This is a genomic window from Glutamicibacter halophytocola (assembly GCF_001302565.1).
GTDB lineage: Bacteria > Actinomycetota > Actinomycetes > Actinomycetales > Micrococcaceae > Glutamicibacter > Glutamicibacter halophytocola.
In genome coordinates this window covers 3,288,451-3,312,422 of record NZ_CP012750.1, presented here as the reverse complement: position 1 = coordinate 3,312,422, position 23,972 = coordinate 3,288,451, and the positions used below count along the sequence as shown (strand labels likewise).

The window sequence follows — 23,972 nt, the reverse complement described above, 5'->3', positions numbered from 1 at the left end:
TGCGCTGTTGATAAGGTCAAGTCACAGAGCGCGAATCAACAAGGCCATTAAGAAAGGCAGGTGAAAATGACCTACCCCTCGGAAGGGAATAATGAAACTATTCCTACCGACTTCGATGACGTGGTTCAGCAGGTTTCCACCGGCGAGCTGGAGCATGACCGCATCGATGCCCTGCTGAAGGAAGCGCATGAGCGCTACGCGGACGCAGATGACGGACTCTTGGCCCATTACATCCCCGTGCTTGGCCAAGCGGACCCCGGGCTATTTGGCATTGCCATGTCCCACGTGGGCGGTTCGGTGCATGCCGTGGGCGATTGCTCCCACCCGTTCTCGATCCAATCCATCTCCAAGATGTTCGTCTACGCACTGGTGGTCCAGGAGCATGGCCGCGAGCTGGTGCGCGAGCGCATCGGCGTGAACAACACCGGCATGTCCTTCAATTCGGTGATGGCCGTGGAGCTGAACAATGGACTGCCGATGAATCCCATGGTTAATGCCGGTGCCATTGCCACGACGTCGATGATGCCAGGGCGGACTGCCGCCAAGAAGTGGGAAAACGTTCGCGAGGGGCTCTCGGCCTTTGCCGGCCGCCCGTTGAGCCTGGATGACGAGGTCTATCATTCCGAGTCGCTGGCCAATGAGCGCAATAGGGCCTTGGGGCACCTGCTCAAGAGCTACGGACGGCTGGAGAATGATCCGTCCGAGGCTGTTGATGTCTACACCAAGCAGTGCTCGCTGAACATCACCGCCCACGATCTGGCGGTCATGGGCGCCACCCTTGCCGATGGAGGAGTCAACCCGGTCACCGGACAGCGCGTAGTCGACGCGGACGTTTGCCGCGACACCTTGGCCACGGTGGCCTCGAATGGCCTGTATGAACGCTCCGGGGAATGGCTCTTCGAGATTGGCATTCCGGCGAAATCGGGGGTCTCGGGTGGCATCGTCGCGGTGGCCCCGGGCAAGGGCGCCATTGGCGCGTTTTCGCCACCGCTGGACATGGCCGGGAACTCGGTGCGGGCGCAGCTTGCCATCGGAGCGCTTTCGCGCGCCATGGGGCTGAACCTTTTTGCCTCGGCTCCGGACCGGCGAGGCTAATTCAGCCGATGGTCGAACTCCTTCGCGATGCGGGAAGTTCTGCCAACTAGCTAGACTTATCTGGACAGATGTATGGCAAATTCAACCACTTGTCGAACATCGCCCAACTGTGATGCCCAGTATTGCCATGGCGACTTAAAACGCCTAGTCAACTGGGCATCTTTGGCGAATGGCAACTTCCGTGCCATTGGTGTCAGGCGGCCGAATGGGCGGTCCTGCCGTATTGCGTTCCGCCAGCGAAGGACATGGGTAATTAAGGGGTTGAAAAATTTACTAAATAGGCTTTACTTGAAGTATGTGCCATCGGCGGCACGTGGACTTTGAGGAAGCGTATTTCATGAAGAAAGTAACCAAGGCAACCATCGCGGCTGTGGCCGCTGGCGCGCTGCTTCTCGGCGGAGCCGGCACGGTAGCGCGCTGGCAGGCACAGCAGACCATCGATGCGGGCACCGTCGAAACGGGCCACCTGAATTTGACCACCGGGGGAGCCGGCGTCTGGCAAGATATCAGCAACCCAGAGGCGCCGGAGCCTTTCGACCCGGCAACCCAGCAACTGGTTCCAGGCGATGTGGTTTCATTCAGCCAGACGGCCACCATCGATGCCGAAGGCAAGAACATCGCCGGTTCGCTGAGCGTTGACCAGCTGGACACCGCCCTAGGCGCGCTGGAAGGGTATGTGACGGTCGCCCTGCAGGTTGATGCTTCGGCTCCGGGGATCACCGAGGAAACCGACGGAACACTGACCTTTGCCGAACCGGGAACGTACTCGGTGCCATTCCTGATCACCGTTACCTTCGCCGAAGGGACCGTCGGAGACACCCCGCCTTCGACCTATGACCAGGTTCTCGACCTTGAAGCGCTGACCCTGACCTTGGACCAGGTTCGCGCCTAGCCATGGCGTGTGGATCGGCCGGTGCATGCCCAAACCCTTGAAGTTTGCCATATGCGCGGCTGTGCTTTTGCTGCTGGGAGTCAGCGCGCAGGGCACAGCCGCCAATTGGCGTGCCGAAAGCACCGTGGATCCGCCGGCGTTGACCAGCGGATCGCTGGCCTTGCTGGCCGGTGGCGAAGCAAAGTACCAGTTCCTGGAGTTGGCAGGCAGCGAGCTGATCCCCGGATCGTTCACCCAGGCGCCGCTGCAGATCAGCAACGCGGGCACGGTTGACCTGTCGTACCAGCTCAATGGGGCGGTTAATTCGGCTGCCTCGCCAAGCAGCGCCGACCAGGCGCTGGCTGGCGCTTTGCGGCTGAGCGTCTATGCCGGCATGGACCCGGCGGCCTGCGAAGCGGACCAGCCATTGGCCGGCGAGGCACTGTATGCGGGGCCCTTGGGCTCTGCGGCAAGTTTTGCAAGCGCCAGGGTGCTGGGTGCCGAGCCGGTGCCAGAGAGCGAGAGCTTGTGCGTGCGTGTTTCGGTTCCTTCCGGGGCGGCGCAATCGGCCGCTGGCGGCAGGGTGGAACTGGCCTTGAAGTTTGCAGGCCAGCAACGATGACCGCTGGACACGTGGTGCGCCGCAGGGATCTGCGAGAACGAACGGGAATCTTGTGGTGGGCCGGGCAGGTGTTCTCCTGGCTGCTGCTGTTCATCGTGCTGGCCCTGATCGCCGTGATGATCGTGGTCCCGAAATTGGGCGGGGCGAAGGCGTATACCGTGCTGACCGGATCGATGAGGCCGCAGTTTCCACCCGGAACCCTGGTGGTGGTCAAGCCCATTGATCCCGAGCTGCTGCGCATCGGCGACGTGGCGACCTACCAATTGGTATCGGGGGAGCCCGAAGTCGTCACCCACCGGGTGGCCGGCATCGGAACCAGCCTTGCAGGCGACCAGCGCTTTGTCTTCCGCGGGGATGCCAATAATGTCGATGACCAGCCGGTGCGGCCCGAGCAGATCCGGGGCAAGCTCTGGTATTCGCTGCCAATGCTCGGTTTCGTCAACAGCGCCCTGACCGGGCAGCAGCGGACCTGGCTGACGTGGGCTGTCGCGGGCGGGCTGATGGTGTATTCAGTGGTGATGTTCGCGAGTGCTTGGCGCGAGCGGCAAAGGAAGGGACAGTGATGGATAGGGACCGGCTCAAAATCGCCGTGGGCGCCATTGCCGCTCTTCCCTGCCTTGTCTTTGGCCTGGCCGTGCCGGCGGCGGCTGGTACCGAAGCAGATCGCGGGCTGAGCTACAGCCTGGATGGGCGCAGCTACGCCCAGAACCCTCCGCCGATCTTTGCCGGGGGCCACGAGCTGGTGCCCGGCGATGAAGTCGCCAAATCCCTGTGGATCAGAAATGATCGGGACAGGGACGTAGAAGTCAGCGTCCACGCCCTCGCGCCAGCTGAGCCAACCGGGATCTATTTCGCAACTACTGGAGCTTCGGCATTCAAGCTGGAACCCGAGGGAACACGGGAAGTCGAATTGAGGGTCGGACTGCCGTGGTCGGCATCCAATGGCTCCAAGGACCAGCTGGTGCCGGAATTGCAGGTGCGCGTGGATGCCGTGGAATCGGCCCGGGAGGACGGAGGCCCGGATTCTTCGGGCCCGGAGCAGGAAATTGATCTACCGGAGACCGGATTCAGCGGTGCCGTGCTGTGGGCGGCGGCCGGCATGCTGGCGCTCGGGGGCGCGGTGCTGGCTGCATCCCGGGGTGCAAATCGACGGGAACAGGAAAGGGACGGGGCACAACGATGAGCGAACGTTCACTGCGCATCAAGGCGGTATTGTCCTTGGGCATCCTCGTGGGATTTGGCGCTGTCTCGACCCTGGCTTCATGGACCGGGGAAGCGACCGCCACCTCGAGCATCAGCACGGCAACCGTGTCACTGGGGGTTGGAGCCACCGCGGGCACCGCCACCTCGGCCAGCTACCAGATGCCCATCACCGGCAACAGCCTCTTCCCGGGGTCCAGTTCGGCCTCGGTGGTGACCGTCAAGAACACCGGCTCCATCTCCGCGCCCTATGTCTTCCAGGGAAAAATCACTGAATCGGGATCAGGAACCTTGGGCGCGGGACTGGCTATCGTGGTGAAAACCGGTGCCACTATCAGCGGAAGCGGCTCCAGCGTCACCTGCTCGGGCGGGACCACGCTGATGACGAAGGCTGCCGGCTCCCAGTTCGGCAGTGCCTCGGATTCAAGGACCTTGGCTTCTGGCGGCAGCGAAACGCTGTGCGTGCAATACTCGTTGCCGGTGAATGCGGCGAATGCCCTGCAGGCAGCGTCCACGACGGTGGCCCTGGCCTTCACCTCGACCGTGGGGTCCTGAGATGCCGGCGAATCGAACCCGATCTGAACGGGCGTCCTCGCTGACGCCCTTCCAGAAGATCCTGCTGAACACCTGCGCTGTCCTGGGCACGCTGTGCCTGGCCATGGCGGTGCTGGCCTTGGTGTTTGGAATCAAGCCGCTGGTTTTCGCCTCGGGCTCCATGTCTCCGGGCATTCCCACCGGATCCCTGGGCCTGGCCGTTCCTGCAAGTGTTCAATCGGTCGTCGTGGGCGACGTGGTATCGGTGGTCAACAGCGGGAACCAGCGCATTACCCATCGCGTGGTTGAGAAGGTTCCCGGCGGATTGGTGCTCAAGGGGGATGCCAACCCCGTGCCCGATGTGCAGGCGTACCAGGTGGACCAGGTGGATCGGTTGCTGGTGAGCGTTCCCGGGCTGGGCTACGCCGTTTCCTGGCTCAGCCAGCCCTGGGCCTACGCCCTCGGAGGCCTGTTGTGCGCTTATTTGCTCTTCATCGCCTTCCGCGGCATAGACAGTGCCAAGGACGGTGCCGGCGGAACGGGAGCGCCGCCGATGCGGCGAGCAAAGATGCAGCAGGATGAAGGAGAACGGCCCCGGCCTGAGCCGGGAACTGGCCGATGGCCCCGGTTAGCTGCAGGGCTGGCCGTGGTGGCCTTGCTCGCCGCTTTTGCGGTGCACGGCCCCAAGGCCGAGCTGACCCAGGCCGCCTTCACCGGAACCGCTAATGCGTCATCGGCCCTCACTGCGGGCACGGTGGCACCGGCCACCGGGCCGCTGGCCTGCACCGAATCCGGTGTTTTGCTGACCACGGCCAATATCTCCTGGCCCGCGCAGCAGATTCCTCCCGGAGCCAGGCTGGTGCTGAGGCTGCACACGGGTCCTTCGACCTATGCCTATACGAATCTGGCGGCCGGTGCGACAACAGCGGCCTATGGACCAGGGCTGAATCTGCTGGGGCTGGTCACCTCGGGCGGGTCCCGGTCCATGGAACTGAAACTGCTGGTCGTCTACACCACCGATGGCAATGCGGTGAGTGAAAACGGCAGCAATATCGGGTGGGTTTCACCGGTGGGGACAGCACCCACGAGAAACATCGTCTACCACCCGGGGCTGCTGCTCGCCCGGTACTTTACCTGTTCCTAGGCTCCGTCGCTGTCGGCTGTGGCCTGGCGTCCCAAGGCGCCAAGAAGCATATCCAGCCCGAGCTCAAAGGTGGCTTTCGGGCGGTTGCTATCCGCTAAGCCGGCGTCCAGCGCCTCTTTGAAATAGCTTGATGACTCGGCACTCGCTTCCCACACGATTTTCGGTGCGGCCGCATCCAGGGCGGAACCCAGGACGAAGGAGTCGATGATGGTGATGGCCTGCAGGCGCCGCCCAGGCTCGATTCCGGCCAGCGCCAATGCTTCGGCCAGCGCATCGTAGACGCGCAGCGTGGTGCTGTCCCGGACCGTATGGCTGGTCAGCAGCGGGATCAGGCGTGGGTGCTTGGAATAGGAAGCCCAGTATTCCATCGCGATAGCCCTCACGGCTTCTTGCCAGCTGACCTGGCCCAAGTCCGGCAGCTCGATTTCCGCCATGGCCCGCCCGCGCATCAGCTCGATGATTTCTCCCTTTCCCTGGACGTGGTTGTAGAGGGAGGAGGCGGAAACCGAGAGTTCCTTGGCCAGCTGCGGAAGGGTGAATTCGCCGCGGGCATCGACGAGCCCGAGCGCGGCGTCGGCAATGGCGTTGGTGCTGAGCTTGGGTGTGGAAGGCCTTGCCATGTGTTCTCCGGTCGCGTCGAATGTTCTTGACTTGAGCATACACAAAATAAACGAAAGTCATTCGTTAAAACTCTTGATTTGGCTGCCGCGAAGCATCTATTCTAAAAAACGAATCACATTCGTTTAATACCGTGAAGGTGAACCATGCAAGAAATCCTGTCCCTGAATCCGCCAGTCTCCCCGGCACGCGTCGACGATGCCCAGCGCGGCATGCTGAGGGTGGCGCTGGTCCAGCACCGCTGGCATGAAAACCCCGCCGACACCGAAGCCGAGCTGGAAGAAGGCATCAAGTCCGCGGCCAAGCACGGCGCAAAAATCGTCTTCCTGCCCGAACTGACGCTGAGCAAGTACCCAGCCTTCGAAGTCCCCGAGGCCGGGGCGGCCGATGCCACCGCCGAGGATCTGATGACCGGCAGGACCTTCGGCTTCGCCAAGAAGATGGCCGCCGCCTACCAGATCCACGTGCACATTTCCTTGTTCCGCACTGCACCTGGAAGCGATGGGCTGGGCCTGAACACCGCCATCATCGTTTCTCCTGCGGGGGAGCTGGCTGCCGCCACCAACAAGCTGCACATTCCGCGCACCGCCGGCTACTACGAGGACAAGTACTTCCGCGAAGGACCCAACGAGGATCCCTACCCGGTGCACCGCGTGCCCGAGCTGGGCGATCTGGCCATGGGCCTGCCCACCTGCTGGGACGAGTGGTTCAGCGAACCGCCGCGCATCTACTCGCTGGCCGGAGCCGACCTGCTGGCCTACCCCACCGCCATCGGCTCCGAGCCTGACCATCCGGACTTCGATACCGAGCCGCTGTGGCGCCAGACCATCATCGGCAACGGCATCGCCAACGGCCTGTTCATGGTGGTGCCCAACCGCTGGGGCAATGAGGGCGCCTTGGAATTCTACGGCTCCTCCTTCATCTCCGATCCCTACGGGCGCATCCTGGCCCGCGCCCCGCGCGATGAATCCGCGGTGCTGGTGGCGGCCTTGGACCTGGACGCCCGCCGCGACTGGCTCACGCTCTTCCCGTTCCTGCGAACCCGCCGCCCCGAGACCTACGGCGCGATGACCCGGCAGCGCAACGACTCGGCCCTGGGCGAGCAGGAGGAAGGCGCACATGCCTAAGCTCTTCATGCCTGCTGAAACCGAGGCGCATCAGCGCATCTACATGGCCTTTCCCTCCAGCGGCTACACCCTGGGGGACACCGAAGAAGAGGCCGAGGCGGCCCGCACCACTTGGGCCAACGTGGCCCGCGCGGTGGCGGCCTTCACCCCGGTGACCATGGTGGTCGACCCGTCGGCCGAGGTGGACGCCCGCCGCCACCTGGGCGACACCGTCGACTACGCGATCCATGAGCTCGACGACGCCTGGATGCGCGATATCGGCCCGACGTTCGTGCGCGACGAGGAAGGCACGTTGTCGGCCATCGACTGGAACTTCAACGGCTGGGGCGCCCAGTCCTGGGCCGCCTGGGGCAAGGACTCGAAGATCGCCGCCGCGGTGGCTGGCCTTGAGGGCATCACCCGCGTGCAGGCATCGATCACCAACGAGGGCGGCGGCATCCACGTGGACGGCGAGGGCACTATGCTCGCCACCCGCAGCGTGCAACTGGATCCGGGGCGCAACCCGAACGCCACCGAGGCTGGCATCGAGGCGGAATTCGCCCGGCAGCTCGGGGTCTCCAAGGTCATCTGGCTGGACCGCGGGCTGACCCGGGACAACGAGGAGTTCGGCACCCGCGGGCACGTGGACATTGTGGCCTGCTTCGCCGCCCCCGGCGTGGTGCTCTATCACGACCAGCAAAACCCGCAGCACCCGGACTACCTGATCTCCCAAGAGGTCCGCCAGCGCCTGGCGGAATCCACCGACGCGCAGGGCCGCCAGCTCGAGCTCATCGCCGTGCCTGCCCCGAGCGTGCTGCGCGATGACGAGGGCTGGGTGGATTACTCGTACATCAACCACCTGGTCACCAATGGCGGGGTGATCGCCTGCGCCTTTGACGATCCGAACGACCAGCAGGCCGCGCGGATCCTGGCCGAGGCCTACCCGGGGCGCCAAGTGCTCAGCGTGGATGCGCGCGAGCTGTTCGCCCGGGGCGGCGGCATCCACTGCATCACCCAGCAGCTGCCGCGCGACTAGGCCGCCGGGCTAGGCCAGGCCCAGCGTGCGCCGGCGTTCCAGGAACAATGGCGCACGCGCGGGCCCGGAGGCCGCAAATAATGCCTCGGCGCCCCGGGTTCCCAGGGCCAGATCGGCAAGGTATTCGCCAATGGCCGGAACGAATTTGAAGCCGTGGCCGCTGAACCCCGCGCCGATGGTGATGGGGCCGAGCTTGTCCAGGATGAAGTGCTCGTCTTCGGTATTGGCGTAGGTGCAGGAAACCGGCTCGAAGTCGTCCGGGTCCACGCCCGGCAGCCACTTCTCGGCATAGCGCTGCAGGGCGCGGGTCTGCTCCGCGAGCACCTGGTGCGGGCGGTGCTCGGGATCCACCACGCGCCCCGAACCGTGCCAGCCGGCCTTGATGCCCTGCCCGGGGGTATGCATGCCGTAGACCGGGCCGAACACCGGGGACCCGATATCCCTGCTGCCATCGAGGATGTGGTTGAAGCCCGGGAAATTGCCCGGCTCCCCGCGCAGCGCAAAGTGCACCGGATGCTCTTCGGTGACGTGGATCGCCGGAAGCGAACCGGTGCCCAGCAGCTGCTGGGTCCAGGCCCCGGCGGTGAGAACCACTTGGCGGGCGTGCAGGGTCTCTTCGCCCGCGGCGCTGGAGACCTGCACCGCCGCCTGCCCCTCGTCGAGGACCTCGATGCCGGTGACCCGGTGCGAATGCCTGATGTCCGCGCCGGCCTGGGCCGCCAATTCCTGCAAGGCGACCAGCGTTGCATCGGCGTTGATCTGCCCGCCGGAGGGGATGTGCAGGACCTCGGTTTCAAATTTCAGCCCGCCAAAGCGCGCCTCGGCCTCGTCGATGCCCAGCAGTTCGCTGGCAAATCCGGCTCCAGCCAGAACTTCGTGCATCTGGCGCTGTTCGGCCACGATGCCGTGGTTCACCAGCCCGGTGCGGTGCAGCAGCCGGGTGCCGGCCTGCGCGGAGATCTCATCCCACAGGGTGTTCGACCGCTGCAGCAGGCGCAGGTACTCAGGCCGACCGTAGGCGGGATTGAAATTCCGGGTGGTTCCATGCGAAGCGCCGTTCAGGTGCCCGGGCTCAAAGCGCTCCAGCAGCAGCACCTCGTGCCCGCGTTGCGCCAGGGACAGGGCGGTCGCGCTGCCCATCGCTCCGCCGCCAATGATCAGGAATTCTACGTCGTTGCTCACTTTTCCAGCCTAGATCCTTGGCCAGGCCGCCGTCAGGTCAACGGACGCATTGCGCGTGCACTAACGTAATAGTTGGGGAACAACAAGGATGTGGAGGCGGCGTGGAGCAGAGCGTGCAACTGGCGGCAGTGATCTCGCTGGCGGCAGCGGTATTCGTCGGAGCTTCCACCCAGCGCATCTCCGGGATGGGCTTCGCGCTGGTGGCCTCGCCCTTTCTGGTCATCGTGCTCGGTCCGCACGCGGGAATTACGCTGGTCAACCTGCTGGGCGCCTGCAGCAGCCTGCTGATTTTCCTCCAGGTCTTCCGCCAGGTGGAGTACAAGAAAGTGGCGCTGCTCCTGGTTCCGGCGATGCTCATGACCATTCCCGGCGCGTGGGTCGCCGCCCGCGTGGACGGCCCGTGGCTGTCCATCGGCATCGCGGTCATGGTGATCCTCGCGCTGGTCTCCAGCTTCCTGATCCGCAACCTTCCGGCAGCCCAGGGCAAACCCATGGCCATTGGGGCCGGCGCCATTTCCGGTTTCATGTCGGTGACCGCAGGGGTCTCCGGCCCGGCCATCGCCGGATACGCCGTGGCCAGCCGGTGGCCGCAGGCGAAGTTCGCGATCTCCGTTCAGCTGTATTTCCTGGTGCTCTCCAGCACCTCCCTGCTGGCCAAGGGCGGGTTGCCGCACCTTCATTGGACCCAGTGGGTGGCCTGTTTCGGCGCCATGCTCGTAGGAATCCTGCTGGGGAACTATCTGGCACCAAAAATCCCGGCCAAATACAGCCGGGCCTTCGTGGTGCTGATCGCCTTTGGCGGAGCCATCAGCCTGATGGCCGAAGGCATCATCGCGCTCTTAGGCCACTGAACCCGGGCGCAAGCCGATACAGCTTTGCTACAGCTAGTGGGAGAATGGGTGCGTGCCATACCAGTATCCCGATGCCACCGCCCGCCGCCGAATCACCGAACTCGACATTGAGCGCCGCGCGCTCTGGGCGGGGCTGATCTGCTCCATTTTCGGGCTTGCCGCCGGACTCATCTTTTTCGCCGGCGAACGCCCCGCGCTCTTCGGGCGCTGGTCGGTGGGGCTGGTTTCCGCGATCTGCGGGGCGACCGCGGCGGCATCCAGCAGCGCCTATGCATTCCGCTTCATCCTCAGGCACCGCGAACCCTGGCTGCGCCGCATCCCGGCATGGCGCCAGCTGATCACTGCCATAGGCCTGATCCTGGTGCATGCAGCCAGCTCGGTGATGATCATCCTGGTGCTCTTCCACCTCTTCCAGCAAGCCTTCCTCGGCCTGCGCCTTGATGTCCTGGCTGGCGGATTGGCGGTCAGCGCGGTGACGGGCCTGACCGCCTATTTGTGCTTGGTTGCCACCGCGCGCACCAGCGCGGAAACCTTGTCGGTGGTGCTGGGGATCTTCATGGCGGCAGGGGTGCTGATCAGCATGCTGCTGGCCGAAGACCAGGGCTGGTGGCGCAGCATGTTTTCGTTCCTGGGCACCGCGCAAGCTGGCCACGGATCATTTTGGACCTTCAACCTGACGCTGATTATTTCCGGGCTGGTGCTGGCGGCCTTCACCGAGTTCCTCACCCGCGATCTGGTGCTGCTCTCCCGGACCTACCGTTGCCGGCCCGCGTTGCGCAGATACCGGTTGGCCAGAAGGCTTCGGCCGCGCCCGAGGATTGTGCGCTGGTGCCTGGTGGTGGTGGCCACCGCAATTGTCGGCATCGGGATGGTGCCGGTGAATGTATCGACGCAGGTGCATTCTGGCTTTGTCCAAATGGCCTCGGTGGCCATGATCATCCTTCTGGCGGGCACCGCAGTATTGCTTCCGGGGTACCCTGCCGTCTTCCACATGATGTCCATTGCCGCGGTGGCAGCCGTGTGGGCGGCCTTCATCCTGTGGCACGACTGGTCCTACTACAACCTGACCGGTTTCGAGCTGTCTGTCGTGGCCATCATGTTCTCGTGGATTTCGGTATTCATCCGAACCACTGCCGCCATGACGCGCGATGGCGAAGAACGGAATCAGGCACGGCTCGCCGAAGAATCCCAGCTGCCGGCCAAATCCTAATATCCGTCAAAAGACTGAGGACGCGACCGGGGTGGAATCGGTAGCCTGTAGGCATGTTGATCTCAGAAAAGCTCTACTTGCTGATGGCCGACAACCGCCACAAGCCAGAAGCAGTCATGTCAGCTGCGGGATACGGGATGAACGCCGCGGTGCTCTCGGACCTGATGATTGCCGGCCGGATCGCTTTCAGCAAGGACCCCGATTCCCGGATCCAGTTCATCGGAGCCGGTCCCTGCCCTGATCCGGTATTGGCCGCTCCGCTGGAAAAGCTGGAGAAAAAGGCAGTCACCACTCTTGGCGAAGCAGTGAAAATCCCTTCGCTGTGTAATGTCCGGCGGGTGACTGATTCTTTGGCCAGGCAAGGCATCGTCGAATACGGCGCGCGGAGCATGCTCGGGTTGGGCAAGGAGCGCGTTCATGTGCTCAATGACCAAATCGAGCGCCAGATCCGCAACGACCTTGCCGCCGAAATCCACGGGGAGAAGACGGCTGGCGTCAGCGACTCTGCGGTGTTGTGCATTCTGCAAGCCACGGGCAAAACACGCCAGGTCCTGGCCGAAGAGCTATCCTCCATGAGCGAACCCCAGGCGCGAGAACGCATTGCCGAGATCGCCCAGGACACCCCGGCGGCTGATTCTGTGCAGCGGGCCGTCGCAACGATGAACGTCATTATCACCAGTGAACGCGTAATTCCGACAGCCTCAAAATCCAGCTACTTCTAGCTGATCAAGCTCAGGAGCCGGTCGATCCGCCATTCATGGCTGCCTGTCCTGTGGCGCGGTAGTGAGTGCAGGGCAGGCCACCGAGTTGCTGGACAAGGAAGGCCGGGGACAAAGAGTCCGCGACCCGAACAGATGGCTATGAGGTCTTCGCCAGCCGCCGGGGCAGAACTGGCCGTCACGGATGATCCGACGGATCCCCTCCGGCAGGTGCAGTGATGCCTTGGACCCGGTCGCCTCTTCGTGTTTTCCGGTGATCTGGATCGATCGCACGAATCATCATTTTCAGCGCGCTCTGCTGGTCGCGGCGCGGGGTCGAAGGGCGCGTGCGGGTATTGCGAGGAGATAACAAGCTGGATTCTTTTCGGATGCCTAGCGGTGTTTGGCCATCGCGAATGGCGTGCCCTTCGCGCCGCAGGGCTTTTGCGCTGGCCAGCGGTGGTTCCAGGTTGCCTCACTGCGTCGAGCGGAGTGCAGAGCGCCAAGTAAATATTGATGACCTGTCTGGGTGACTTCCCCTGATCCAGAAGAGTGGAAATCGGGCCCATTATCAGTCGCTGGTATCAGAACCGTAACTGTTATATCCATCTATTGCATTAATGGCTTGCTGGGAACAAACTGGCTGAGCCTACATTCGCATGCAACGGCGCACGCGAAGCGAGAAGGGAATCAGCATGTCAATGAAATTTCGCGGAATTCTGTCCGCCACCGGTGCCGCAGCGCTGGCAGTGACCGCATTCGCACCAGCCACTGCCGCACCGCCCGAAAAGAGCACTGCCACCTGGGTCACAGCCGAGATTGCCCAGGTGGGAGAATTGGAGGGGTTTGCTGGAACCTCGCACCTGATCGGCTTTTCGGGGAACACGAACGGCTTCAGCGACGTCGCGGTGGTGAGCTTCAACTGCCCTGAGGGACAACTGCCGTCATGGGATCCTGATAGCGGGTGTGAAGAAGTGGGGATCGTCGGCATGTATGCCTACGATGCGGAAGTGAGCGTCGATAAGAAACTCTCGCAGGCCACGATTGATGCCACAGTTCGCGTCTATGAAGGAGAATCAGAGACAGGCGAGCCGATCTGGGGGCAAGCGCGAGAGCTGAATGTCACCATGGATGCCACCGGCGACGTGGTGACTACCAAGGATCGGCAAGAAGAGTGTGTTCGCACTGATAAGGAACGTCCTGCCGTGGTCACCAGTGGCCAAGTGGGCGAACTGGACCTGGCCGGCGGTGTGGGAAAGATTGACCAGGTGAAACAATTCTGCAAGTTCTAGCAGCTCGAATCCTGTGGTGCTGCACTGGCGCTAAGCTGGCGGTGCAGCACCATTATCGCGTGCCCAAACTCACCGCCAATACTGCCCGGATACGTGAAACAATAGGTAGTAATGACTTCCAGCGACTCCACCACACTGACCGCCGTTGAGCGCAAGGCACTGCGTACCGAGCAGGCCGCTGCTCAGCGTGCCCAGCAGCTGCGCATTTCCAAATCCCGCGCCAATGCCGAAGGCCGTTCGCAGGTGATTCCCACCGCAGAAGGCTGGAAGCAGGAGATGGGCGCCGATGGCCGCCCGGAACTGCAGTTCTCGACCAAGCGCCGGGTCTCCCAGCCGCCCACGCACCTCGCCGACCTCACCCTGGCCGAGCGCCAGGCTGAGCTGAAGGCCTTGGGCTTGCCGGCATTCCGCGCCAAGCAGCTTTCGGTGCACTACTTCCAGCACTACACCACCGACCCCGAGAAGATGAGCGACCTTCCCAAGGATCGCCGCGAGGAACTGGTCCAGGCCATGTTCCCGAAGCTGCTCACCGAGGTCAAGCGCCTGGAGACCGATGATGGCAAGACCATCAAGTTCCTCTGGCGCCTCTTCGACGGCTCGCTGGTCGAATCCGTGCTGATGCGCTACCCGAACCGCATCACCCTGTGCATCTCCTCGCAGTGCGGCTGCGGCATGAACTGCCCATTCTGCGCCACCGGCCAGGCCGGGCTGACCCGCAACATGTCCACCGCGGAAATCCTGGACCAGATCGTCCAGGCCAACCGCGTGATCGCCGAAGGCGGACTGGGCGGCAAGAAGCACCCGGACGAGCGCGTTGGCAACATCGTGTTCATGGGCATGGGCGAGCCGCTGGCCAACTACAAGCGCGTCATGAACGCCGTGCACCGCATGGTCGCCGAAGCTCCCGAAGGCCTGGGCATGAGCGCCCGCGGCATCACCGTGTCCACCGTGGGGCTGGTTCCGGCCATCCGCAAGCTTGCTGATGAGAACGTCCCGGTGACCTTCGCGTTGTCCCTGCACGCGCCGGATGACGAGTTGCGCGATGAGCTGATCCCGGTCAACTCCCGCTGGAAGGTCGATGAGGCGCTGGATGCCGCGTTCGACTACTATGTGAAGACCGGTCGCCGCGTTTCCATCGAGTACGCGCTGATCAAGGACATGAACGATCACGAATGGCGCGCAGAAATGCTGGCCAAGAAGCTCAATGCCCGCGGCCGCGGCTGGGTGCATGTGAACCCGATTCCGCTGAACCCGGTTCCGGGTTCCATCTGGACCCGAAGCGAACCGGATATCACCTCCAAGTTCGTTCGCCGCCTCGACGAGCTGGGCGTGCCGACCACCTTGCGTGATACCCGCGGCAAGGAAATCGACGGCGCTTGCGGCCAGCTGGCCGCCGACGGCGACAAATAGCATTATTCGCGGAGACCAGTTTTCTGGTCTCCGCGGTGCTTTAACCGGGTAGCTCGAATCGCGAGATGGGCTGCGCGGGGTAAGGTTCAATCATGGCCGTTTCAGACCCGTTATTTCTTGATAAGACCAACCCAGAGCTGTGGAACTCGATTGGAAAGTTCTCCAACGAAGTGGCCAAGTCCTACCGCGCCGCAGGTGTCAGCGACCGCATCGCAGAGCTGGTGAACCTGCGTGTTTCACAGATCAATGGCTGCGCCTATTGCCTGGACCTGCATGCCCGCAAGGCGTTGGCTGCTGGCGAGAGCCTGCAGCGCATCAACCTCTTGCGCACCTGGGATGAATGCGGCGGCTTGTTCAGCGAAGAGGAATGCGCGGCGCTGGCCATTGCCGAGGCCGCCACGGATCTGCCAAAGCCCGAAGAGCGCATTGCCGCAGTGGCTTCTGCCCGCCTGGTCCTGACCGATGAGCAGGTTTCGGCGATCCAGTGGATCGCTGTTGCCATGAACGCCTTCAACAGGATTTCAATTCTCTCGCGCCACCCGGTGAAGGAACGCGAGCTGTCCTGATACCCGGGCAGCACAAGGCGTTCAGGACAACGCAGCTTCGAGCTGCTGGCCACCAGCGATTGTCGTGTACTGCGGGTTCCGCTGCTGCTCGCTTTTCGCGAGGACTACAGTTTTTCCTGCGCATCGGTGCTCCGAACTGCCGCGGTATAGCGGCGCTCGAATTCGGCCGCGCTCACCAATTCGCGTTCCACGCGGAAGGAAGACTCCGGGATGCCGAGGATCGCCGCGATGAGCGTGCGGGTGTAGCCGGCGATCTTGCGGGACTTCCGGGTGCAGGTGACCTGGTCCAATTCAGGAACCCAGATGTTCCACCAGCCGCCCTCTTTGCCAACGACGGCATGGAATACTTTTTGCTCGTTCAATGCTTCTCCTGCTTTCAGCCGATCGCTGCCCGGGCAGCATGGAATCTCTTGTTACAGTCTCCCCGGTCGCCTAGCGATCAACAAGCATGGCGCGGCGGAACATGTTCCGGAGTTCTCAGGCGTGTTACAAGTGCAAGAACTCCACGGCGACTTTCCAGAAATCCCTTGACGCGACTGCTTCCCCCGCATACCTTTGATGTCATATTGATATATCACTTCATCGCTTTGCGCCATCACGGGGGAATTGAATGCCCAGCACTTCATCAACGCAGGTTCCAGAAGCAACATCCAAAAAGGGAAGGCTGGTGCGCGTAGCAACCTACGCCGGGGCGATTATCGCCTTTCTCATCGGCTCCGGATTCGCCACGGGACAGGAGATTCTGCAGTACTTCACCTCCTACGGCTATGCCGGAATTTTCGGTACCGGCCTGCTGGTCTTGCTGCTCATGAGCTACGTCGCCGTTGAATTCTTCATAGTCGGCCAGGCAAAGAAGTTCGAGAAGCCGTCAAGGATCTTCCACTACTACTGCGGCAAATACCTGGGCACCTTCTTCGACTATTTCTCCGTCCTCTTTGTTTTCCTCAGCTTCACCGTGATGGTCGCCGGCGCTGGAGCCGTTTTCGAGGAACACTATGGAATGTCCAAATACTTTGGCGGCGTCGGCCTGGCCATCGTGGTGGGATTGAGCGTCTGGTTCGGCTTGAAGAACCTGGTGGATGTCATTGGCAAGATCGGTCCGTTGATCGTCGTTGTTGCCGTCGGGCTCGGGCTGATCGGCATCTTGCGCAATCCGAGCGGAATTGCCGAAGGGCAGGCGCTGCTGCCAACCCTGGATCTGACCCAGGCATCAACTAACTGGTTCATGTCGGGGCTGTCCTACGTTGGCTTCTGCATGCTGTGGCTGGCCGCATTCCTGACCGCCCTGGGCAAGACCGCGCGCAATCGCAAGGAAGCCACCGCCGGGGCGCTGACCGGAGCCACGGTCTTCTCGCTGGCGTGCGTCATTGTCGGTTTGGGCCTTCTGGCCAACATCACCCGAGTGGGCGGCACAGAAATTCCGATGCTGGTGCTGGCCGCCGACATCAATCCGATCCTGGCCGCTGGTATTTCGGTGATGATTCTCGCCGGCATCTACACCACCGCCGTGCCGCTGCTGTGGACGGTCTCCTCGCGGTTTTACGCCGACCGGACCCAGGGCTTCAAATACCTCACCGTCATCCTGGCCGTCGCCGGAACCGTCATCGGCCTCCTGCTCCCGTTCTCGCAGATGGTCAACCTGGTCTACGTGGTCAATGGCTATGTCGGCATCCTGCTATTGGTCTTGATGCTGGCCAAGACCGTCCTGCGCGCGGTGCGCCGGCAGCCGTTGTAACCGCGAGCCGGCCGCTGGGAGGACCGGGGTAGCATGGGATGCTGGGACTTGGGTGGGGCGCGAATCAGTCGAATCGCGCCTCACCCGGCCGTGCGGGCCCACCGCACCAGTAACCAGTGAGGACAAAGAGTGCAGGTATCCCAGCGCGCCAAGGTTGCACCATTTGAAGTGATGCAGATCGTTGAACAGGTCACGAAGATGCGCCAGGCCGGCTACGACGTGATCTCGCTGTGCGTTGGCGAACCGGGCGGCGGGGCGCCTGCCGCCGTCAATGCGCTGGCAGCACAGCTGCACGGCGAGCATGCAGACTTCGGCTACACCTCAACGGCCGGCCTGAGCGAAACCCGCCAGGCCCTTGCCGATCATTACCGTGACAGCTATGCGGTGCAGATTCCCGCGAAGAACTTCGTCATGACCACCGGATCCTCCGGCGCTTTCCAGCTTTCTTTCCTCGCCGCCTTCGACGCCGGCGATGTGGTGGCCTTGGCCCGCCCCGGCTATCCGGCCTATGCCAATATCCTTGGCGCCTTGGGCCTGACGGTGGTGGACTTGCCGACCACCGCCGAACAACGCTTCCAGCCCACCATCAAGAATCTGGAACAAGCCAAGAAGGAGCATGGCCGTCTCGACGGGCTGGTGGTGGCCTCGCCGAACAATCCCACCGGCACGATGTTCAGCGCCGAGGAGCTGCGGGAGCTGGCCTTGTGGTGCGAGGCCAATGGGGTCCGGCTGATCAGCGACGAGATCTATCACGGCATCGAGTTCGACCCGCAGCGCAAGGGCCACACCTCATGGGAGTATTCGCGGACTTCCATCGTGGTTTCTTCCTTCTCCAAGTACTGGGGCATGACCGGATGGCGTCTTGGCTGGATGATCGTTCCCGACGACTTGCTGCCAGCGGTGGATGCACTCGCGTCGAACCTTGCCCTGTGCGCCCCGGCTCCTGCCCAGCGCGCCGCGGTGGCCGCCTTTACCCCGCAGAGCCTGGAAGAAGCGAACGCGCGCGTTGGCGAATTCGCCCGCACCCGGGAACTGGTGCTCGGCAGCCTGGAGAAGCTGGGCATCGAGCAGGCCGCACCTGCGGACGGCGCGTTCTACCTTTATGGCCGGTTGGCCCCTGGAATGCTGGATCATTTTGGGTCGGCCAGCGGCTTCTGCCAGGAGGTTTTGAAGAATGCGCATGTGGCGCTGACACCAGGCGGGGACTTTGACCCCTTCGAAGGCGACCTGTTCATCCGGCTGTCTTTTGCCGCCGGATACGAGCGCGTGGCCGAAGCCCTGGAGCGGGTGGACGCATTCCTGCGCCGGAGCGTGGCCCTGGGCTAGATGTCCACAGTTCGCTTCCCAAAGTGCTGCGGAAAGCGCTCGGCGTTGAATAGTAGTGGCGAGGACGGCGGAATAACCGGCCTCGCCACTACTGCGTTAGGGAGTTCTGATGTCCGAGTTGCCCAGGCCTGTGATTCATGAATGCCTGCCCTGCTACTTGTATCGGGTGGCCTCTGAGGCCGCCTGCGATGGAAGCTTGCGGATGCTCAGTTTTTATCGCGATGAATGCGCTCCGCGAGCCAGCGCGCTGGAGAAGAAAATGCGGGTGCTCGGCGGATATTGCGATTGCGAAGTCCTGCTGAACGTGGTGCGCCCGGCGACCACCGAAGCGATGCGGCTGATCGATGCGGGCGAGGACTTGGTCTGCAAAGGGGTACGCCGCGGCACTATTCAACCTTGCGAAAATTGGTTGATGCGCCACGGCGTACAGTGGGGTGGCGGCCGATTTGGCCGCCGAAGTGCTTAGAAACTAGTCTTCGATTTTCTTGTGTGGCTTGCGGGCCTTGAGCAATTCAACGCCGATAGGGATCACTGAGAGCAGAACGATCAGAATGAAGATGATGTCGATGTTCTCTTCGATCCAGGTGAACTGTCCCAGCCAATAGCCCAGCAACGTGACGCCGATGCCCCAGAGGGCGGCGCCAACCAGGTTGAAGGTGACGAAGGTCTTGTGGTCCATTTTTGCCACGCCGGCAATGACCGGGACAAAAGTGCGGACGACGGGAACAAAACGTGCCAGAATTACTGCGCGGCCACCGTACTTCTCGAAGAATTCGTGGGCGCGTTCGACATTCTTTTGCGAGAAGAAGCGCGAATCCGGCCTCTTGAAGATGGCCGGGCCGGACTTCCTGCCGATGATGTAGCCGGTTTGGTCGCCTGCAAAAGCGAAGATGAAGATTGCCAGGGCAAAGAGCCACAATGGCACGTGGATGGTGCCGGTGGCGATGAGCATGCCGACGGTGAAGAGCATCGAGTCGCCAGGCAGGAAGAAACCCACGAGCAAGCCGGTCTCGGCGAAGACGATGGCGCAGACCAGCAGGACAACCCACGGACCGAGTTCCGGGTTATTCAGGAAGACCGCCGGGTTCAGCCAGTCTGGCAGGAAGGCCGCTCCCACGGTCGGCGACGCATAGTCCGTCACGAAGGAAAGAAAAGAAGATTGATCTAGCACAGGAAAAATCCTACGGGATGTCACTGTGAGTTTCCCATAGGGGTATCCCGAAGCTCCGCTGCTGGATTGCCCGGCCACAAGGGAGAAAATCTCCAATGTGTTCGTTGACCCGGATGGATCATGGTTTTCCGCCCGATTGGCGACAGCGGCCATCGGGCATCTCGTGGCGGCGAGTTGCCAAGGTCACAGTCGGTCCAGAAGCAATCAACTGCATGGTTGAATCTGGGCAACTATTTTCCGCCCATGACAACGGTCATGGGCAACACATGACAATCTGCTCTTCTGCCCACCTGGCAAACGGGGAAGACTATGAAACATGGAAACGCTAATTAAAGCCGATGCGGTTTCTCTCCGAGGTCTGAAGAAGACTTTCTCGACGCCGCGCAACAAGGTAGAAGCCGTCAAGGGCATCGACCTGAAGATCCAGGCCGGGCAGATCGTGGCCTTTCTGGGACCCAATGGAGCCGGCAAGACAACTACCGTGGACATGATCCTGGGGCTGACCCAGCCCACCGGGGGATCGGTGGAAATCCTCGGCCTGGATCCGCGCCAGGCGATCACCGCTGGCCGGGTCTCGGCCGTTTTGCAGACCGGTGGGCTCCTGCGCGACATGACCGTCAAGGAGACGGTGTCCGTCATCGCCCACATGCATGAAAAGGCCGATCGCATTGGCCCGGTCATGGAACGCACAGGCCTGGACAAGATCGCCAAGCGGCGCGTGGGCAAATGCTCCGGAGGCGAGCAGCAGCGCATCAAATTCGCCCTGGCCCTGCTGCCCGACCCGGATGTGCTGATCCTCGATGAGCCAACGGCCGGCATGGACGTGATGGCACGCAGGGACTTCTGGGCCACGATGCGCGCCGAAGCCACCGATGGACGCACCATCATTTTCGCCACGCACTATCTGGAAGAAGCCCAGAACTTCGCCGAACGCACCATATTGATGAGCCAAGGGCGGATTGTCGCCGACGGGGCGACCGAAGAGCTGCGCAAACTCATCTCCGGCCGCACAGTCAGCGCTTCCTTCCCCTCGCCACAACACGCCGACCGGGCCGCGGCTTTTGGCGACTCGGTGCAGGTGGCCGAGCGCAACGGATTGCGCCTGTCCTTCCACAGCGCAGATTCTGACCGCTTCGCAGCCGCCCTGCTTTCCGAATACCAGGGCTACGACCTGGAAATTTCCTCACCGAGCCTGGAAGACGCCTTCATCCAGCTGACCAAGGACGCATCATGATGAGCACCTATATCCGCGTGGAATTCGCGCGGCACTTCCGCGACGGGTACAACCTGATCTTCGCCCTGCTGCTGCCCGCGGCAATGTACATCCTGTTCGGAAACATCCCCAGCTACACCGAATCCGCTCTGGGCGCTGGAAACGTGAAGTTCTATCTGATGATTTCCATGGCTGCCTACGGAGCGGCGGTCAGCACGGTAGCCATCGCCGGCACCGTGGCCACCGAAACCATGCAGGGGTGGGGCCGGCAAATCGCCTTGACCAGAATGCCTCCGGCCATGTTCGTTGGAAGCAAGATGATCGTTGCCGCGACGGTCGCTGGCGCTTCGGCGGCATTGGTCTTCGCCTTGGGAGCGGCCACCGGGGCCGAAGTCCAAGAAGGCTGGATCTGGGGCGCGAGCTACCTGATCATCCTGCTAGGCGCCTTGGTCTTCGCCTGCTATGGCATTGGGGTGGGCATGATGTTCAAATCCGAATCAGCCCTGGGGCTGGCCTCGGGGCTGATGGTGTTCTTCGCCTTCTTCGGCAACGTCTTCATGCCCCTGGAAGGAGGCATGCTCGACGCGGCACGCTTCACCCCGATGTACGGCTACGTCGCACTGGCCCGCTACCCATTGCTCAAGGACATGCCTGCCGGAGTGGACATGGCACCGGATGCCCTGTGGATCCCAACCGCTAACCTAGTGGCATGGGCACTCATCTTCGTTCTCTTCGCGGTTCTGGCCACCAGGAAGGCCAAGGCTCGCCAGTGAGCCAGAGCCAGCCCGGCGCCGGCGCAGCGGCCGACCTGCCCTGCGGCTTCGACGATGACCAGAAATTCTGGGATCGCCGAGGCTGGCTGATTGCCGGGGTCTGGGTGATTTTCCTGGTCTTCCCGGTTCTGGACCTGGTTCTGGATGATTATGCGCTGCCCACCCGGATCATCGGCCTGGCGCTGATCGCCCTGTTCGCCGCCGTGTACCTGAGGTCCTATGCGCAGTTCTCGTGGACGATCGGGCAGGGCGGGACCAGCGCCCGCCGGGCGCAGGCGAGCTTCCTGGTCCTCTGCGCGATTACCGCCGTGGGCATCCCGGCCGTCGGGCTGACCACCATGGGGCTCTTCCCCTTCATTACCTCTTTCGCGATCTTCTTGCTGGGCCGGTCCTGGGCCGTCGCCACCTATGCGGCGGTGCTGGTGCTCAGCTTCGCGCTGCCGATCATCTTCGGGCAGTTCATGGATGCGATCTTCCTGATTGGCCTGAACCTCGTGCTGATGGTGGTGTATGCCATCACTGTGGCCGCCATCCGGCGCTCGACCGCTGCGGAAAAGATTCGCAGCGACTACCTGCTGGTGGCCGAACAGGAACGGGTGGCCAGGGATGTGCATGATGGCATCGGGCATTCGCTGACCGCATTGAACTTGAAGGCGCAGCTCGCCCTGCGCCTGATGGACCAGGAGGAATACGCCCAGGCCCGCAGGGAACTGGAACAGCTCAGTGCCTTGGCCGTGGACGCGCTGGATTCGGTGCGCACCACGGTGCAGGGGCTCAGCCGCCAGGATCTGGCGGTCGAATTGGCCGAGCTGCAGCAGGCCTGCAGCGATAACAACCTGGAATTCAGCGTGGCAGGCACCGCCGAGCAGGTGCCGATGCAACTGCGTTCGCACGTGGCATGGATCCTGCGCGAAGCGGTCACCAACGTGCTGCGCCACGCCCACGCCAGCAGCATCGTGCTGCATCTGGAACCGGGAAAAGTCAGCGTTGATGACGACGGCGACGGCCTGCAGGCCAGCACTCCTGGCCATGGCATCCGGGGAATGCAAGAACGCGCCAGGCAGTTCGGCGCCAGCTGCACCGTAGGGGCGTCACGACTGGGCGGAACCAGCGTGCAGGTAGCCTTCGACACGAAAGGGAGCAAAGCGTGATCCGGGTACTTATCGCCGATGACCAGCACCTGGTCCGCGGTGCGCTGGCCGCCCTGCTGAACCTCGAAGAAGATATCCAGGTTGTCGCGCAATGCGCCGACGGGGACGAAGTTGCCGCGGCCCTTGATGAGCGCCCGGCGGATATCGCCTTGCTGGATGTGCAGATGCCGCGGCAAGATGGGCTGCGCACCGCGGCGGAACTCAGGGCCAGCCACCCGGGGGTGAAGGTGCTGATCCTGACCACTTTCGACCGTCCCGGCTACTTCCGCCAGGCCTTCGAGGCCGGCGCCCATGGCTTTCTGGTCAAGGACTCGCCGCCGGCGGAGCTGGTTGCCGCCATCCGCAGGGTTTCTTGCGGGGACAAGGTCGTGGATCCGCAGCGAGCCATGCTCAGCGTGGAGGCGAGCAGCAACCCGCTGACCGGGCGCGAACGCGAGATCCTGTCGCTGGCCGCCTCGGGCTCGCCGGTCTCGCAGATTGCTTCCGCGGTGCACCTGTCGGTGGGAACCGTGCGCAACCATCTGTCCAACGCGATCGGCAAAACCAGCACCGCCAACCGCATCGAGGCGGCGCGCTACGCCCGTGAGATGGGCTGGATCTAGCGAGTCGCGAAGTGCGCAATCAGGCCGATCACCCAGATGGAAGAGGCCAGCAGCACGCAGCCGAATTCCACCACGATGCCCAGGCCCATGGCCTTCAATGCAGCCCAGGAAGAGCTGAAAGCACCGGAGATCTCGCGGCGCCGCACGCTTTCCCCGGCAAAGAGCCCCACGGCAAAACCGATAAACAGACCCAGCACCGGAATGATGAATGCCCCGGCGATGGCCCCGATCGCGGCAAAGAGGATCGACCCCTTGGGAACCTGGTGCTCCTTGAGCTTCCTGCCGGTCAGTATGGCCGAGGCGGACCATCCCAGCACCGCGATTCCCATGCCCAGGCCGGCGGCCCACCAGGAGGCGCTGGAGCCGAGCAGCCATCCCCAGGCCAGCAGGGTGCCGATGGTCAGCAGCGAACCGGGCAGCACCGGGAAGATCGTTCCCAGGGCCGAAACCACGAGCAAGATTCCAGCAAGAATGGTGTAAATAATCTGTGTATCCACCCACCTAGTGTGGCACGGGCACGACCGCATGGTCTTCAGCGCACGCCTTCTGCACCCCGCGTCGGCGAG

The 23,972-nt window shown here is 62.8% G+C and carries 27 protein-coding genes; 22 read left to right on the top strand and 5 right to left on the bottom strand.

All coding sequences use genetic code 11. The features are described 5' to 3' along the window. Positions 1 to 66 precede the first annotated feature (66 nt). The 7 genes from glsA to AOZ07_RS15280 all read left to right on the top strand — a co-directional run bounded on the left by glsA (position 67) and on the right by AOZ07_RS15280 (position 5,466). Entirely contained in the window at positions 67 to 1,095 is a 1,029-nt protein-coding gene (gene glsA, locus AOZ07_RS15310; RefSeq protein ID WP_060702773.1) for a glutaminase A, read from the top strand. A gap of 337 nt (positions 1,096 to 1,432) precedes the next feature. Continuing rightward, positions 1,433 to 1,987 (top strand): alternate-type signal peptide domain-containing protein, encoded by a 555-nt coding sequence (locus tag AOZ07_RS15305; protein WP_186467954.1) that lies wholly within the window; start codon positions 1,433 to 1,435, stop codon positions 1,985 to 1,987. 25 nt (positions 1,988 to 2,012) lie between these two features. Then, entirely contained in the window at positions 2,013 to 2,588 is a 576-nt protein-coding gene (locus AOZ07_RS15300) for a hypothetical protein (RefSeq protein WP_146276537.1), read from the top strand. Continuing rightward, positions 2,585 to 3,151 (top strand): signal peptidase I, encoded by a 567-nt coding sequence (locus AOZ07_RS15295; RefSeq protein ID WP_060702770.1) that lies wholly within the window; start codon positions 2,585 to 2,587, stop codon positions 3,149 to 3,151. Before AOZ07_RS15300 ends, AOZ07_RS15295 begins: the two co-directional genes overlap by 4 nt. Next, entirely contained in the window at positions 3,148 to 3,771 is a 624-nt protein-coding gene (locus AOZ07_RS15290) for a hypothetical protein (RefSeq protein WP_194943692.1), read from the top strand. The genes AOZ07_RS15295 and AOZ07_RS15290 overlap by 4 nt, the downstream gene beginning before the upstream one ends. Next, the gene (locus AOZ07_RS15285) at positions 3,768 to 4,343 is read left to right on the top strand and encodes a hypothetical protein (protein ID WP_060702768.1); all 576 of its coding nucleotides are present in this window, start codon (positions 3,768 to 3,770) and stop codon (positions 4,341 to 4,343) included. The genes AOZ07_RS15290 and AOZ07_RS15285 overlap by 4 nt, the downstream gene beginning before the upstream one ends. 1 nt (position 4,344) lies before the next feature. Continuing rightward, positions 4,345 to 5,466, top strand: a complete 1,122-nt coding sequence (locus AOZ07_RS15280; RefSeq protein ID WP_060702767.1) for a signal peptidase I — start codon at positions 4,345 to 4,347, stop codon at positions 5,464 to 5,466. Here the strand turns inward: AOZ07_RS15280 and AOZ07_RS15275 are convergent. After that, a complete protein-coding gene (locus AOZ07_RS15275; protein WP_060702766.1) occupies positions 5,463 to 6,086 on the bottom strand; it encodes a TetR/AcrR family transcriptional regulator in 624 nt (207 codons plus the stop codon). The genes AOZ07_RS15280 and AOZ07_RS15275 overlap by 4 nt on opposite strands. A 144-nt stretch (positions 6,087 to 6,230) precedes the next feature. Here AOZ07_RS15275 and AOZ07_RS15270 point away from each other — a divergent pair, with 144 nt between their 5' ends. Together AOZ07_RS15270 and AOZ07_RS15265 are read left to right on the top strand one after the other, a co-directional pair. Next, the gene (locus tag AOZ07_RS15270; RefSeq protein WP_060702765.1) at positions 6,231 to 7,211 is read left to right on the top strand and encodes a nitrilase-related carbon-nitrogen hydrolase; all 981 of its coding nucleotides are present in this window, start codon (positions 6,231 to 6,233) and stop codon (positions 7,209 to 7,211) included. Further along, positions 7,204 to 8,226, top strand: coding sequence for an agmatine deiminase family protein (locus AOZ07_RS15265; RefSeq protein WP_236995203.1), 1,023 nt, complete (start codon positions 7,204 to 7,206; stop codon positions 8,224 to 8,226). The genes AOZ07_RS15270 and AOZ07_RS15265 overlap by 8 nt, the downstream gene beginning before the upstream one ends. A 9-nt stretch (positions 8,227 to 8,235) precedes the next feature. Here the strand turns inward: AOZ07_RS15265 and AOZ07_RS15260 are convergent, their stop codons facing one another. Continuing rightward, the gene (locus AOZ07_RS15260; protein WP_060702764.1) at positions 8,236 to 9,408 is read right to left on the bottom strand and encodes an FAD-dependent oxidoreductase; all 1,173 of its coding nucleotides are present in this window, start codon (positions 9,406 to 9,408) and stop codon (positions 8,236 to 8,238) included. 101 nt (positions 9,409 to 9,509) lie between these two features. On the opposite strand from AOZ07_RS15260, the gene AOZ07_RS15255 reads away from it, so the two are divergent. From AOZ07_RS15255 to AOZ07_RS15230, 6 genes are all read left to right on the top strand, one after another. Beyond that, positions 9,510 to 10,259, top strand: a complete 750-nt coding sequence (locus AOZ07_RS15255) for a sulfite exporter TauE/SafE family protein (protein WP_060702763.1) — start codon at positions 9,510 to 9,512, stop codon at positions 10,257 to 10,259. Between the two features lie 52 nt (positions 10,260 to 10,311). Beyond that, positions 10,312 to 11,469, top strand: a complete 1,158-nt coding sequence (locus tag AOZ07_RS15250) for a hypothetical protein (RefSeq protein WP_060702762.1) — start codon at positions 10,312 to 10,314, stop codon at positions 11,467 to 11,469. A gap of 53 nt (positions 11,470 to 11,522) precedes the next feature. Beyond that, positions 11,523 to 12,191, top strand: coding sequence for a GOLPH3/VPS74 family protein (locus tag AOZ07_RS15245; protein WP_060702761.1), 669 nt, complete (start codon positions 11,523 to 11,525; stop codon positions 12,189 to 12,191). 671 nt (positions 12,192 to 12,862) lie between these two features. Further along, the gene (locus tag AOZ07_RS15240) at positions 12,863 to 13,459 is read left to right on the top strand and encodes a hypothetical protein (RefSeq protein ID WP_194943691.1); all 597 of its coding nucleotides are present in this window, start codon (positions 12,863 to 12,865) and stop codon (positions 13,457 to 13,459) included. Between the two features lie 111 nt (positions 13,460 to 13,570). After that, a complete protein-coding gene (rlmN, locus tag AOZ07_RS15235) occupies positions 13,571 to 14,869 on the top strand; it encodes a dual-specificity RNA methyltransferase RlmN (RefSeq protein WP_236995202.1) in 1,299 nt (432 codons plus the stop codon). Between the two features lie 92 nt (positions 14,870 to 14,961). Continuing rightward, a complete protein-coding gene (locus AOZ07_RS15230) occupies positions 14,962 to 15,435 on the top strand; it encodes a carboxymuconolactone decarboxylase family protein (protein ID WP_060702759.1) in 474 nt (157 codons plus the stop codon). Between the two features lie 104 nt (positions 15,436 to 15,539). On the opposite strand, the gene AOZ07_RS15225 is transcribed toward AOZ07_RS15230, so the two are convergent. Next, positions 15,540 to 15,797 (bottom strand): hypothetical protein, encoded by a 258-nt coding sequence (locus AOZ07_RS15225; RefSeq protein ID WP_060702758.1) that lies wholly within the window; start codon positions 15,795 to 15,797, stop codon positions 15,540 to 15,542. A gap of 248 nt (positions 15,798 to 16,045) precedes the next feature. On the opposite strand from AOZ07_RS15225, the gene AOZ07_RS15220 reads away from it, so the two are divergent. From AOZ07_RS15220 to AOZ07_RS15210, 3 genes are all read left to right on the top strand, one after another. Continuing rightward, on the top strand, positions 16,046 to 17,170 hold the full coding sequence (locus AOZ07_RS15220) for a YkvI family membrane protein (protein ID WP_060702757.1): 1,125 nt from the start codon (positions 16,046 to 16,048) through the stop codon (positions 17,168 to 17,170). Positions 17,171 to 17,299: 129 nt separating this feature from the next. After that, the gene (locus AOZ07_RS15215; protein WP_060702756.1) at positions 17,300 to 18,496 is read left to right on the top strand and encodes a pyridoxal phosphate-dependent aminotransferase; all 1,197 of its coding nucleotides are present in this window, start codon (positions 17,300 to 17,302) and stop codon (positions 18,494 to 18,496) included. 109 nt (positions 18,497 to 18,605) lie between these two features. Continuing rightward, positions 18,606 to 18,962 (top strand): DUF2695 domain-containing protein, encoded by a 357-nt coding sequence (locus tag AOZ07_RS15210; RefSeq protein WP_084793294.1) that lies wholly within the window; start codon positions 18,606 to 18,608, stop codon positions 18,960 to 18,962. A gap of 3 nt (positions 18,963 to 18,965) precedes the next feature. Here the strand turns inward: AOZ07_RS15210 and AOZ07_RS15205 are convergent, their stop codons facing one another. After that, positions 18,966 to 19,667 (bottom strand): DedA family protein, encoded by a 702-nt coding sequence (locus tag AOZ07_RS15205; RefSeq protein ID WP_060702754.1) that lies wholly within the window; start codon positions 19,665 to 19,667, stop codon positions 18,966 to 18,968. 316 nt (positions 19,668 to 19,983) lie between these two features. On the opposite strand from AOZ07_RS15205, the gene AOZ07_RS15200 reads away from it, so the two are divergent. The 4 genes from AOZ07_RS15200 to AOZ07_RS15185 are packed head-to-tail and all read left to right on the top strand — an operon-like array spanning position 19,984 to position 23,406. Continuing rightward, positions 19,984 to 20,901 carry an ABC transporter ATP-binding protein gene (locus tag AOZ07_RS15200; RefSeq protein ID WP_060702753.1) on the top strand — a complete coding sequence of 306 codons (918 nt, stop codon included), beginning with the start codon at positions 19,984 to 19,986 and terminating at the stop codon, positions 20,899 to 20,901. Continuing rightward, a complete protein-coding gene (locus AOZ07_RS15195; protein WP_060702752.1) occupies positions 20,898 to 21,653 on the top strand; it encodes an ABC transporter permease in 756 nt (251 codons plus the stop codon). The genes AOZ07_RS15200 and AOZ07_RS15195 overlap by 4 nt, the downstream gene beginning before the upstream one ends. Further along, on the top strand, positions 21,650 to 22,804 hold the full coding sequence (locus AOZ07_RS15190) for a sensor histidine kinase (protein WP_060702751.1): 1,155 nt from the start codon (positions 21,650 to 21,652) through the stop codon (positions 22,802 to 22,804). The genes AOZ07_RS15195 and AOZ07_RS15190 overlap by 4 nt, the downstream gene beginning before the upstream one ends. Then, positions 22,801 to 23,406, top strand: coding sequence for a response regulator transcription factor (locus AOZ07_RS15185; protein WP_060702750.1), 606 nt, complete (start codon positions 22,801 to 22,803; stop codon positions 23,404 to 23,406). The genes AOZ07_RS15190 and AOZ07_RS15185 overlap by 4 nt, the downstream gene beginning before the upstream one ends. Here AOZ07_RS15185 and AOZ07_RS15180 read toward each other — a convergent pair. Beyond that, positions 23,403 to 23,903 (bottom strand): DUF456 domain-containing protein, encoded by a 501-nt coding sequence (locus AOZ07_RS15180; protein ID WP_098945519.1) that lies wholly within the window; start codon positions 23,901 to 23,903, stop codon positions 23,403 to 23,405. The genes AOZ07_RS15185 and AOZ07_RS15180 overlap by 4 nt on opposite strands. Between the last annotated feature and the right edge of the window lie 69 nt (positions 23,904 to 23,972).

Bases quoted from the DNA above. Each gene is read 5' to 3' on its own strand.
- glsA (WP_060702773.1), top strand. From the start codon at position 67: ATGACCTACCCCTCGGAAGGGAATAATGAAACTATTCCTACCGACTTC.
- AOZ07_RS15305 (WP_186467954.1), top strand. From the start codon at position 1,433: ATGAAGAAAGTAACCAAGGCAACCATCGCGGCTGTGGCCGCTGGCGCG.
- AOZ07_RS15300 (WP_146276537.1), top strand. From the start codon at position 2,013: ATGCCCAAACCCTTGAAGTTTGCCATATGCGCGGCTGTGCTTTTGCTG.
- AOZ07_RS15295 (WP_060702770.1), top strand. From the start codon at position 2,585: ATGACCGCTGGACACGTGGTGCGCCGCAGGGATCTGCGAGAACGAACG.
- AOZ07_RS15285 (WP_060702768.1), top strand. From the start codon at position 3,768: ATGAGCGAACGTTCACTGCGCATCAAGGCGGTATTGTCCTTGGGCATC.
- AOZ07_RS15280 (WP_060702767.1), top strand. From the start codon at position 4,345: ATGCCGGCGAATCGAACCCGATCTGAACGGGCGTCCTCGCTGACGCCC.
- AOZ07_RS15275 (WP_060702766.1), bottom strand. From the start codon at position 6,086: ATGGCAAGGCCTTCCACACCCAAGCTCAGCACCAACGCCATTGCCGAC.
- AOZ07_RS15270 (WP_060702765.1), top strand. From the start codon at position 6,231: ATGCAAGAAATCCTGTCCCTGAATCCGCCAGTCTCCCCGGCACGCGTC.
- AOZ07_RS15265 (WP_236995203.1), top strand. From the start codon at position 7,204: ATGCCTAAGCTCTTCATGCCTGCTGAAACCGAGGCGCATCAGCGCATC.
- AOZ07_RS15245 (WP_060702761.1), top strand. From the start codon at position 11,523: ATGTTGATCTCAGAAAAGCTCTACTTGCTGATGGCCGACAACCGCCAC.
- AOZ07_RS15240 (WP_194943691.1), top strand. From the start codon at position 12,863: ATGTCAATGAAATTTCGCGGAATTCTGTCCGCCACCGGTGCCGCAGCG.
- rlmN (WP_236995202.1), top strand. From the start codon at position 13,571: ATGACTTCCAGCGACTCCACCACACTGACCGCCGTTGAGCGCAAGGCA.
- AOZ07_RS15230 (WP_060702759.1), top strand. From the start codon at position 14,962: ATGGCCGTTTCAGACCCGTTATTTCTTGATAAGACCAACCCAGAGCTG.
- AOZ07_RS15220 (WP_060702757.1), top strand. From the start codon at position 16,046: ATGCCCAGCACTTCATCAACGCAGGTTCCAGAAGCAACATCCAAAAAG.
- AOZ07_RS15210 (WP_084793294.1), top strand. From the start codon at position 18,606: ATGTCCGAGTTGCCCAGGCCTGTGATTCATGAATGCCTGCCCTGCTAC.
- AOZ07_RS15200 (WP_060702753.1), top strand. From the start codon at position 19,984: ATGGAAACGCTAATTAAAGCCGATGCGGTTTCTCTCCGAGGTCTGAAG.
- AOZ07_RS15195 (WP_060702752.1), top strand. From the start codon at position 20,898: ATGATGAGCACCTATATCCGCGTGGAATTCGCGCGGCACTTCCGCGAC.